Raw genomic sequence first — 11,231 nt, 5'->3', positions numbered from 1 at the left:
GCGTGAGGCGGGCGCCGCGGAGTAGTCCTCCGCGACCGCCGCTCCGGGAGGAGCAGGGGGACGGCCGTTCGCGGCGGTCGCGGAGGACTACTCCGCGGCGCCCGCCTCACGCTGCGCCAGGGCGCGGCGTCGGAGGCCGGTGATCACAGCACCTGCACCGAGGAGGGCGAGGGCGGCGGCTCCGAGGAGACCGCCGTCGAAGCCCGTCGACGGGAGGCCGCCGGCGCCGTGGCCGGGCGCGCCCGGTCCGGCGGTCGGCGTGGAGGTGGGCTCCCCCGGTCCGGCGGTGGGGCCGGCCGTCGGCGTCGCAGTCGGCTCCGGGGTGCCCGTGGGCTCCGGAGTCGCGGTCGGCGTCGGGGTGGGGGTGACCGCCTCGGTGACGTCGACGCTCACGAGCGTCGCGAGTCCCGAGTCGGTGTAGGCGACACGGCCGAGGTAGCGGGCCGGGCCCGCCAGGTTCGACCAGGAGACCGCGTACGCGATCGGCTCGCCCTGCACGGCGTCGACCACGGCGGGGTCGGTGCTCAGCGAGCCGAGACCGTTCTCCGGAGTGATGACGAAGCTGCGGAAGTCGAACGTGACGGTCGAGGATCCCGGAGCGGTCGAGTAGACATCGGCCTGGACCGTGTACTCGCCCGGAGCGGGGTCGGCGATGTCGACGCGCTCGTCGGCCGAGCCGGTCGCCGAGGTGAAGACCTTGTCGGTGCTCTCGCTGGTGACGGTGAGGTCGAGGTCGGCCGCGTCGTCGAGCGAGTCGAGGTCGAAGCGGGCGAACTCGGCGCCCTCCGGCACCACGACGGTGGTCGTCAGCGACTTCCCCGTGGGGAGCGTCGCCGAGTGGCCGTCGGCGGCGGTGGCGTCCTCGGCGAGGACACCCTCGGCGAGACCGCTCGCGGTGAGCGGCAGCGCGCCGGTGATGCCGGGCGTGACCGTCACCGTGCCGGTGCCGGTCGAGCCGGTGCCGGAGACCTCGTAGGGCGCGTCCAGCAGGACGGGGCGCACCGCGATCGGGCTGCGGACGTCGTGCTCCGCGCTCGCCCAGGTCAGGTAGCCGGTGGCGAACTGGTTGAGCGCCGCCGAGCCGGTGGTGAAGGAGACCGTGTACTCCGCCGTCTGGCCCGCACCCGTGAAGGAGAGGGTCGAGGGCGAGACGACGGTGTCGATCCCGGCGAGGCCGTCGACCGAGGCGGTGTAGGTGCCCGCGCCGGTCGAGGTGACCGTGCGGGTCACGGTCTGCGTGCCCGCGAGGGCGCCGATCGCGATCGAGGCCTGGTTGAGGTCGGACGGGTCGATCGCGGCGATCGGGTCGATCACCGGGTTCGAGGTGAAGACGTAGCCCGCACCCTTGAGGAACGCGATCCAGTCCTCCGTGCCGCTCTCGTAGAGCAGCCCGGGGTCGAGGAACGCGGCCGGGTCGACGTGTCCGGCGCCCTGGGCGAAGACGTCCTCGGACGCGGCGCCCGACTGGTCGACGCTGTCGTAGGCGGAGGTCATCATGGCCGACTTCACCGCGGACGGCGAGGCCTTCGGGGTCGCGCCGAGGATCAGCGCGCCGAGGCCCGCCACGTGCGGCGACGACATCGAGGTGCCGGACTCGAACGCGAAGGCGGGGTCGTCGCCCTCGGCGTTGAAGCTGTCGGCGAGGATCGCGACGCCGGGCGCCGTGAGGTCGGGCTTCAGCACGTCGGCGCCGTCCGCCTCAGCGGGTCCGCGCGACGAGAAGCCGGCGACCTGCGGGACGGGGATGGAGGCTCCGGACGAGTTGCCCTCGGAGAGGGTCACGGTCGCACCGGCGGTGCCGGCGTAGGTCGTGATCGCCTGGTAGGCCTGCGAGTCGATCTGGATGCTCGGGACCGAGTGGTCGTCGACGTGCAGGGCGTTCGGGGTCGGGTTGAGCAGCAGCATGCCGATGCCGCCGGCCCGCTCGACCTCGGCCGACTTGGAGACGCGCGCGGTGACGCCCGCGGTGCAGGCGACGATCGTGCCCTTCACCTTGTCGGGGTCGAGGGTGCCGGTCTCGCAGATGGCGGGGTTCTCGGCGCCCGAGCGGACGACGTCGGCGCTGTTCACCAGCGGTCCGGTGACGTCCTCGTGGACCGAGATGGATCCTCCGACGAACTTCTGGCCGTCGCCGAGAGCGGCGGTCGCGGTGTAGGTCGGGATGGAGGACGCGGCGACCGTGGTGTACCAGGGCGACGCGTGGTCGAGCGTGGAGGCGCCCGCACCCGAGTTGCCGGCCGAGGCCGCGACGAAGACGCCGGCGGCGGCGGCGTTGAGGAACGCCTCGTCGATCGCGGTCAGGGTCGAGGTGGCCGAGCCGCCGCCGATCGAGAAGTTGATGACGTCGACGCCGTCCTTGGTCGCGGCGTCGATGGCCGCGAGGATGCCCGCTCCGGAGCAGAAGTCGTCGTCGTCGGTGCCCTCGTCGGGTCCGTTCCAGCAGACCTTGTACGCGGCGACCTTGGCGGCCGGGGCGACTCCGGAGATCTTCCCGTAGTCGTAGCCGTCGACGCTCGCCTCGACGCCGTTGTTGCCGGCTGCCGTGCTCGCGGTGTGCGAGCCGTGTCCGTCGGCGTCGCGCGGGGAGCGGTACTCGGGGTTGTCCGTCGAGCCGACCTCCTCGTCCGCGAGGAACCAGCGTGCGCCGATGAGCTTCTGGTTGCACTCGTCGCCGTCCCACTGCTCGGAGGCGGGGAGCCCCGGCGAGCAGGAGCCGACGAAGGTGCCGCCGTCCGACTTCACGAAGGAGGTGGTGGTGCCGTCCGTGTAGGGGGCCGCTCCGGGCGAGGTCGCCAGGGGCGCGCCCGCGAAGGAGGGGTTCTCGGGCGCGATGCCGGAGTCGATGACGCCGACGACGACGCCCTCGCCCGCCTTGTCGATGCCGCCCAGCTTCTGCCAGACGCCGTTCTCGCCCTCGAGGCCGAGGAAGTCGGTGGAGCGCTGCTGTCCGGTGTCGGGCACCGGGGTGCCGGCGGCGGCCGCGGCGAGCGGCGAGGCCTGCGCGGCGCGGTCGACCTTCAGGTTCTCGACCTTGCGGACCTGGGCGACGTCGCGGCGGCTCGCGAGCTCGCCCGCCTGCTCGCCCGAGAGGGTCGCGGAGAAGCCGTTGAGGGCGACGGTGTAGTGGTAGCCGATGGCGGCGTCGACCGCGGAGGCGACGTCCTCCTGGCGCTGCTCGAGGTGGGCGGAGTAGTCCTCCACCGGAGCCGAGGCGGCCTGCAACTGCGCACCGTCGACGGGCGCGGTGCGGGCGAAGCGGGCATCGCTGCCCTGGTAGGTGGCCGCGGAGGGCTCGACGAGGGTGACGACGTAGTCGCCGTCGTCGAAGCTCTGGCCGACGGAGAGCCCGCCGACGAGCGAGGCGCTGCCGGCGAGAGGGGCGGCACTGGCGCCGGTGGTGGCGAAGGCCGCGGTCGCGGCGACTCCGAGGACGGCGAGGCCCGCGAGGATGCGCCTCTCAGCGCGGCGGACGGGTGGTCGGTGGGACAGGTGGATCGGCAATCGATGTCCTTACTCACATTCGCTGGGAACCGGATCGGTTTCCACACAGAAACGACCCTACGAACTCGATTGCTCAGCTTTGTTACGAACAGGTAACGAAGTTGACACCGAAAGGGGCCGATCCGTTGGCACTCCCCCTCCGCGAGTGCTAATTTATTCGCGTTGAGCCGGGTCGGCTCAACTCTTGGAACTCTTCGTTGCACGACTGAATGGAGTGATCTCATGGCTGTCACCTACGACCCCGTCCGCGAGCTGGACCGCCTCGCCACCGCCCTCCTCGGCTCCGGTCAGGGGCCCCGCCGGATGCCGATCGACCTGTACCGGGACGGCGACCACTACGTCCTCACCGCCGACCTCCCCGGCATCGACCCCGGGTCCGTCGACGTCGACGTGGACGGGCAGCTCCTCACCATCCGTGCCCAGCGCACCGTCGCGGGCGGCGACGACGTCACCTGGATCACCCGGGAGCGCCAGTCGGCGATCTTCGTCCGCCAGCTGAGCCTCGGCCAGGGCGTCGACACCGAGCGCATCGCCGCGTCCTACGACAACGGCGTGCTCTCGGTGACCATCCCGGTCAGCGAGAAGGCGCGTCCCCGCCGCATCGAGGTCGTCTCGACCGCCCACCCCGAGCAGGTGCGGATCGGCGAGGCGGCCGCCGAATAGGACGACAGGCGGAGGGCCCGTCCGCGATCGTGCGGGCGGGCCCTCCGCCTGTCCGCACGCCCTACGCTGGCCGGATGCGCGCCTCCTCCTCCGACACCGCTGTCGGCGTCCTGCTCCCCCGCGATCTCCCCGCCTCCGAGGTGCTCGGCTACGCCCGCCGCGCCGAGGAACTCGGCTTCGACGAGCTCTGGGTGGTCGAGGACCTCGGCTTCCGCGGCGGCATCGCCCAGGCCGGCGCGGTGCTCGCCGCCACCGAGCGGATCGTCGTCGGCATCGGCATCCTGCCCGCCGCCGTCCGCACGGCGGCCTTCACCGCGATGGAGCTCGGCACTCTCGCCGAACTGTTCCCCGGCCGCGTCCACGCCGGCATCGGGCACGGGATGCCGCACTGGATGCGCGGCCTCGGCGTCTGGCCGCGCAGCCCGCTCACCCTGCTCGAGGAGCAGTTCGACGCGATCCGCTCGCTGCTCTCCGGCGAGCGCACCGACCGCTCCGGCCGCTACGTGCACGTGGACGGCCTCGTCCTGGAGTCGCCGCCCGCCGTCGTGCCGCCGCTGCTGGCCGGCGTCCGCGGACCGAAGTCGCTGGCGCTCGCGGGCCGGATCGCCGACGGGGTCGTCCTGGCCGAGCCCGTCACTCCGGAGTACCTCGCGGCGGCCCGCGGCCACCTGGGCGGCACCGGACGGATCGTCGCCTACAACGTGGCCGCCGTGGACGACGATGCGGCCGCCGCGCGCGACGCGGTCCGGCCGGGACTCGAGTGGATCGGCGAGCCGGACTGGGCGCCGCACATCGAGCCGCTCCCCTTCGCCGAGGACTTCGCCCGCCTGCGGGCCGAGAGCGCCGACCGCGCCGCCTTCGTCCGCGACCTGCCCGACGCCTGGGTCGACCAGCTGGCCGTCGTGGGCACTCCCGAGGACGCTCGTCGCCGCATCGGCCTGCTGCACGAGGCCGGTGCGTCGAGCGTCGTGCTGATGCCGTCGGGGCCCGATCCGCTCCACGCGATGGAGGACCTCGCCCGGGCGCTCTGAGGCGCTCGGCCCGGGCGCGTCCCACCGGGCCCGGAGACGCGTCCGGCCCGCAGGATCCGAGGATCGTGCGGGCCGGACGCGTCTGCCGAAGCCGGAGATCAGGCCGACATGCGGGCCTTCAGGTTCTCGTCGAGGGTCGCGAGGAACTCCTCGGTCGTCTGCCAGCCCTGCTCGGGGCCGACGAGCAGGGCGAGGTCCTTCGTCATCTTCCCGGACTCGACCGTCTTGATGACCACGTCCTCCAGGGTGAGCGAGAAGTCGATGAGCTCCTGGTTGCCGTCGAGCTTGCCGCGGTGCGCGAGGCCGCGCGTCCAGGCGTAGATCGAGGCGATCGGGTTCGTCGAGGTGGGCTTGCCGGCCTGGTGCTGGCGGTAGTGGCGCGTGACGGTGCCGTGCGCCGCCTCCGCCTCGACGACGCTGCCGTCGGGCGTGGAGAGCACGGAGGTCATCAGGCCCAGCGAGCCGAAGCCCTGCGCGACGGTGTCGGACTGGACGTCGCCGTCGTAGTTCTTGCAGGCCCAGACGTAGCCGCCCTCCCACTTCATGGCCGAGGCGACCATGTCGTCGATGAGGCGGTGCTCGTAGGTGAGGCCCGCGGCGTCGAAGCGCTCCTTGAACTCGGTCTCGAAGATCTCCTCGAAGATGTCCTTGAAGCGGCCGTCGTAGGCCTTGAGGATCGTGTTCTTGGTGGAGAGGTAGACCGGGTAGTTGCGCGAGAGGCCGTAGTTCAGCGACGAGCGGGCGAAGTCGCGGATCGACGCGTCCTGGTTGTACTGGACCTGCGCGATGCCGTCGTCCGGGGCCTTGTAGACCTCGAATCTCATCGGCTCGGAGCCGTCCTCGGGCGTGAACTCGACGGTCAGCGTGCCCTTGCCCTTGAAGACGAAGTCGGTGGCGCGGTACTGGTCGCCGAACGCGTGGCGGCCGATGATGATCGGCTTGTTCCAGCCGGGGACCAGGCGCGGGATGTTCGAGATGATGATCGGCTCGCGGAAGATCACGCCGCCGAGGATGTTGCGGATCGTGCCGTTGGGCGACTTCCACATCTTCTTGAGGCCGAACTCCTCGACGCGGGCCTCGTCGGGGGTGATGGTCGCGCACTTCACGCCGACGCCGTGCTTCTGGATGGCGTGCGCCGCGTCGATCGTGACCTGGTCGTCCGTCTCGTCGCGGTACTCGATGCCGAGGTCGTAGTACTCGAGGTTCACGTCGAGGTACGGGTGGATGAGGGTGTCCTTGATCTTCTGCCAGATGATGCGCGTCATCTCGTCGCCGTCGAGCTCGACGACCGTTCCCTCAACCTTGATCTTGGACATTGCTCTCCCATGGTGTCGATGACCCCGCACCTGTGCGGGACGGGCGGCTCTGCACCGCTCCGGATGGCCTCCGCCAGCCTACCCGAGGCCCGAACTGTCTCGATGTCGAGACAGTTCTCGATCGTCCGCGCCGGGGCCGGCGCACGTCGCCCGACAGGAGGATGCTTGCCGTCCTGCGCCGCCGGTACAGTGACGGCATGAGTGACCTCCGCCTGGAAGAGCTGTCCGCCTCGAACATCTCCGCCGTGAACGGTCTGAGCCTCAAACCCGGCCAGGAGCAGTTCATCGCGCCGGTCTCCTACTCCGCCGCCGCCGCGGTGATCGACCCGGGCGCCTCGTGGCAGCGGGCCGTGATGGACGGCGACGAGCTGGTCGGCTTCATCCACGCGCACTTCGACCCGGAGGCGGCGGAGGAGTTCCGCAGCTGCATCTGGCGCATCAACATCGACGCGGCGAAGCAGGGCCGCGGCGTGGGCACCTTCGCCGTCCGCGCCACCGCCGACGAGGCGCGCGCCCGCGGCTTCGACACCCTCACGGTGATCTGGGAGTCCGGCGAGGACGGCCCGGAGCAGTTCTTCCGCTGGATCGGCTTCGAGGTCGTCGGCGAGACGCAGTACGGCGAGAACATCGGGGCGCTGACGCTCTGAGCGCGGCGCCGGAGGCAGCGGAGCCGGCCGACTTCGTCTCCGCCGTCCTCGAGGTGGTCGCCTCGATCCCGCGCGGACGCGTGATGGCCTACGGCGAGATCGCCGCGGTCCTCGGCACTCGTGCGGCACGCGCGGTCGGCACGGTGATGGCCCGCTACGGCTCCGACACCGCCTGGTGGCGCGTCGTCCGCGCGGGAGGAGCGCCCCCGGTCGGCCACGAGGAGCGCGCCCGCCGGGAGTACGAGCGCGAGGGCACGCCCCTCGTCGTCACGCCGGGCGGCTGGCGCGTCGACGTGCGCAGCGCCCGCTGGCGCCCCTGAGCCGGGAGCGGCTCCGGGACGTGAGTCGCGAGCGGCAGCCGATCAGACGAGCGAGTCCCGCCAGGCCGCGTGCAGGGTGGCGAAGCGGCCCTCGCCGGCGATGAGCGCCTCCGGGGTGCCGTCTTCGACGATGCGGCCGTGCTCCATCACCAGCACCCGGTCGGCGATCGCGACCGTCGAGAGGCGGTGCGCGATGATGACCGCCGTGCGGTCCGCCAGGAGCGTCTGCAGGCCCTGCTGCACCAGGCGCTCGCTCGGGATGTCGAGGGAGGAGGTCGCCTCGTCCAGGATCAGCACCGCCGGGTCGGCCAGGAACGCGCGGGCGAACGAGATCAGCTGGCGCTGACCGGCCGAGACGCGGCCGCCGCGCTTGTTCACGTCGGTGTCGTAGCCGTCCGGCAGCGCCTGGATGAACTCGTGCGCGCCGACCGCCTGCGCGGCCCGGACGATCTCGTCGTAGGACGCGGTCGGCCGCCCGATCGCGATGTTGTCGGCGACGGATCCGGAGAAGAGGTACGCCTCCTGGGTGACCATCACGATCGCGCGCCGCAGGTCCTTCGGGTGCAGCTGCCGCAGGTCCACGCCGTCGAGGGTCACCACGCCGTCGCTCGGGTCGTAGAAGCGCGAGATCAGCTTGGCGAGCGTCGTCTTGCCGGCGCCCGTGGACCCGACGAGGGCGATGGTCTGCCCGGCGGGGATGTCGAGGTCGAAGCGCGGCAGCACCTCGCGGTCGGCGGTGTAGGCGAAGCGGACGCCCTCGAAGCCGAGGCGGCCCCGCGCCTGCCGCAGGTCGACCGGGCGGGCCGGATCCGGGACGCTCGGCTCCTCGGCCAGCACGCCCGAGATCTTCTCGAGCGCGGCGGCCGCCGACTGGTAGGAGTTGTAGAACATCGCCATCTCCTGCACCGGGTCGAAGAAGCGCCGGGTGTAGAGCAGGACCGCCAGCAGCGCGCCGATCTCGAGCCCGCCGTCGAGCACGCGGACGCCGCCGATGAACAGCACCACGGCGACGGTGACGTTGCCGATCAGCACGAGCCCGGGGTCGAAGGTGCCGAACACCCCGAAGACGCGCTTGTAGGCGAGCCGGTACTGCTCGACGACCCCGCCGAACACCGACTCGTTGCGCTTCTGCGTGCGGAAGGTCTGCACGGCGCGGATGCCGGTCATCGACTCCACGAACTGCACGATCAGTCGTGACGAGGCGACGCGGGTGCCGCGGAACAGCGCCTGCGACCGCTTCTGGAACCAGCGGGTGAGCAGCGCGAGCGGCACCAGGGCGCAGGCGAGCACGATGCCGCTCACGCCGTCCAGGGAGACCAGGGCGATCGCGACGAAGCCCATGTAGAGCGCACCCTGCACCAGCTGGTTGATGCCGGAGTCGAGCAGCTCGCGGATGGAGTCGAGGTCGCTGGTCTGGCGCGAGATGATCCGGCCGGAGGTGTAGTTCTCGTGGAACTCCAGGCTCAGCTTCTGGGTGTGCAGGAAGACCCGCTTGCGCAGGTCGATCAGGATCGCCTGGCTCACCCTCGCGGAGAGCACGGTGTACCAGGCGACCAGGAGCGCGCCGACGAGTCCGGTGAGGATGTAGGCGCCGACCGTGACCGCCAGCGGGACCGCGTTCCCCGCGAGGACCGCGGGCAGACCGTTGTCGATGCCCGCCGCGATCAGCGCCGGTCCCGCGACCTGGGCAGCGGTCGCGACGACGACCACGACCGCGGTGAGCACCAGCCGCAGCCGGAGCGGCCGCAGCAGGGAGCCGAGCAGCCGCAGCGAGCGCCGGCGCAGGGCCGCCGACTCCGCTCTGCTGAGGTCGTCGCGCTCCTCGGAGGAACCGAGCGTGCTCATGATCGCGTCTCCTGGTGGGTCGTCGTGGGGCGGGAGCCGATGCGCTCGGTCCCGGCGGGCCGGGTCAGCTCGTCCTCCTCGAGGCTCGAGATGACGAAGCGGTAGTGCGGGCTGCTCGCGAGCAGCTCGCTGTGGGTGCCGACCGCGGTGATGCGGCCCTCCTCCATCAGTGCCACGCGATCGGCGAGCGCCACCGTCGAGGGGCGGTGGGCGACGATGATCGCCGTGGTGTCGCCGAGCACGCGGCGCAGCCCTGCCTCGACGCGCGCCTCCGTGTCGACGTCGAGCGCCGAGAGCGGGTCGTCGAGGACGAGCACCGCCGGACGCGCGGCCACCGCGCGGGCGAGGGCCAGGCGCTGGCGCTGGCCGCCGGAGAGGCTCATCCCCTCCTCGCCCACCTTCGTGTCCAGGCCCTCGGGAAGGAGGTGGACGAAGTCGGCCTGCGCGATCTCGAGGGCCTCGAGCAGCTCCTCCTCGGTCGCGTCGGGTCGGCCGAGGAGGACGTTCTCGCGCACGCTGGTGGAGAAGAGCGTCGCGTCCTCGAACGCCATGCCGATGTGCGTGCGCAGCTCGTCGCGGCGGAGCCGGCGGATGTCGACGCCGTCGAGCTCGATGGCTCCGCCGGTCACGTCGTAGAGGCGCGGGAGCAGCGCGGTGAGCGTCGTCTTCCCGGAGCCGGTGATGCCGACCAGTGCCATCGTCTCGCCCGGCTCGACCTCGAGGTCGACGCCGTCGAGGAGGTCGCGGTAGCGCTCGGGGGCGTCCTGGTAGCGGAAGTGGACGTCGCGGAAGCGCACCCGGCCGCGCGGCTCGAGGATCGTCTCGGGGTCCTCCGGGTCGGTGATGGTGTTCCGGCTGTCCATCACCTCGAAGTAGCGGTCGACCGCCGTGCGGGTGTCGAAGGTCATCGAGAGGAGGAAGCCGATCGACTCCACCGGCCAGCGCAGCACGGTCGCGGTGGCGAAGAAGGCGAACAGCTCGCCGACGCTCAGCTGGCCGGCCGCGGCGAGCCAGACCCCGCCGAGCAGGCAGAGCGCGAACGCGATGTCCGGCACCAGCAGCAGGACGAGCCAGATCCCGGCGATGGCGCGGGCCTTGTCGATCTCGGTGCCGCGGAGCTTCTCGGCCTGGCCGGCGAAGTTCTCCAGCGCGTGCTGGTGGCGGCCGAAGGCCTTCAGGACGCGGATGCCGTGCACCGACTGCTCGACGGTCGTGGCGAGGTCGCCCGCCTGGTCCTGGCTGCGGCGCGCGATGCTCGAGTAGCGCTTCTCGAACGCGAACCCGTAGATCCAGACCGGGATCGAGCACACGACGAAGAGCACGCCGAGGATCGGGTTCCAGTAGACGAGGACGCCGAAGCCGACGACGATCGTCAGCGCGTTGACCACGAGCAGGACGAAGCCGAAGGCGATCCAGCGGCGGATGAGGCTGAGGTCGCTCATCGCCCGCGACAGGAGCTGCCCGCTCTGCCAGCGGTCGTGGAACGAGACGGGGAGGTCCTGCAGGCGGCTGTAGAGCGCCGAGCGCATGCGCGCCTCGATCCGCGTGCTGGGGGTGAGGACCATCCGGCGGCGCAGCGCGATGGCACCGGCCTCGACGACGCCGAGCACGAGGATGACGGCGACCGGGCCGATCAGCGGCCCGAGGTCGCCGGAGCCGGCGGAGGCCGCTCCGTCCCCCAGCGGCCCGTCGACGAGCTGCTGCAGGACGATCGGGATGACCAGCGACACCAGGCTCGCCACGAGCGCGACCGCGATGCCGCCGACCAGCCGGGGCAGGGAGTCGCCGACGAAGGGGACGAGGCGCAGCAGGGTCTGCAGCGTGCTCGGGCGCTTCTGCGCGGGGGCGCCGGGAGACGGGAGGGCGGGAGCGGACACGGCGGAGGGCTTTCGCGACGAGGGCGGGGCC

The 11,231-nt window shown here is 71.9% G+C and carries 8 protein-coding genes; 4 read left to right on the top strand and 4 right to left on the bottom strand.

The annotated features are described in order from the left end of the window. Positions 1-87 precede the first annotated feature (87 nt). On the bottom strand, positions 88-3,501 hold the full coding sequence (locus C5C69_RS16235; RefSeq protein ID WP_104258300.1) for a S8 family serine peptidase: 3,414 nt from the start codon (positions 3,499-3,501) through the stop codon (positions 88-90). A 222-nt stretch (positions 3,502-3,723) separates the two neighbouring features. Here C5C69_RS16235 and C5C69_RS16230 point away from each other — a divergent pair, with 222 nt between their 5' ends. Together C5C69_RS16230 and C5C69_RS16225 are read left to right on the top strand one after the other, a co-directional pair. Continuing rightward, a complete protein-coding gene (locus tag C5C69_RS16230) occupies positions 3,724-4,164 on the top strand; it encodes an Hsp20/alpha crystallin family protein (RefSeq protein ID WP_104258299.1) in 441 nt (146 codons plus the stop codon). Positions 4,165-4,238: 74 nt separating this feature from the next. Beyond that, positions 4,239-5,195: an LLM class flavin-dependent oxidoreductase gene (locus C5C69_RS16225; protein ID WP_104258298.1), complete on the top strand. Its 957-nt coding sequence runs from the start codon at positions 4,239-4,241 to the stop codon at positions 5,193-5,195. Between the two features lie 98 nt (positions 5,196-5,293). Here the strand turns inward: C5C69_RS16225 and C5C69_RS16220 are convergent, their stop codons facing one another. Continuing rightward, complete coding sequence (locus C5C69_RS16220) at positions 5,294-6,511, bottom strand: NADP-dependent isocitrate dehydrogenase (RefSeq protein WP_104224939.1); 1,218 nt, start codon at positions 6,509-6,511, stop codon at positions 5,294-5,296. Between the two features lie 197 nt (positions 6,512-6,708). Between C5C69_RS16220 and C5C69_RS16215 the strand changes: the two genes are divergently transcribed. Beyond that, complete coding sequence (locus C5C69_RS16215; protein ID WP_104224946.1) at positions 6,709-7,158, top strand: GNAT family N-acetyltransferase; 450 nt, start codon at positions 6,709-6,711, stop codon at positions 7,156-7,158. Further along, positions 7,155-7,478, top strand: coding sequence for an MGMT family protein (locus C5C69_RS16210; protein ID WP_104258301.1), 324 nt, complete (start codon positions 7,155-7,157; stop codon positions 7,476-7,478). The genes C5C69_RS16215 and C5C69_RS16210 overlap by 4 nt, the downstream gene beginning before the upstream one ends. Before the next feature lie 42 nt (positions 7,479-7,520). Here the strand turns inward: C5C69_RS16210 and C5C69_RS16205 are convergent, their stop codons facing one another. Then, the gene (locus C5C69_RS16205) at positions 7,521-9,323 is read right to left on the bottom strand and encodes an ABC transporter ATP-binding protein (RefSeq protein ID WP_104258297.1); all 1,803 of its coding nucleotides are present in this window, start codon (positions 9,321-9,323) and stop codon (positions 7,521-7,523) included. After that, positions 9,320-11,200 (bottom strand): ABC transporter ATP-binding protein, encoded by a 1,881-nt coding sequence (locus tag C5C69_RS16200; protein ID WP_104258296.1) that lies wholly within the window; start codon positions 11,198-11,200, stop codon positions 9,320-9,322. The genes C5C69_RS16205 and C5C69_RS16200 overlap by 4 nt, the downstream gene beginning before the upstream one ends. Positions 11,201-11,231: the final 31 nt, after the last annotated feature.

Origin of the sequence: Rathayibacter sp. AY1C7 (assembly GCF_002931865.1) — a bacterium.
Classification (GTDB): domain Bacteria; phylum Actinomycetota; class Actinomycetes; order Actinomycetales; family Microbacteriaceae; genus Rathayibacter.
The sequence above is the reverse complement of the archived record's forward strand: the minus strand, read 5'-3'. Positions and strand labels throughout refer to the sequence as shown.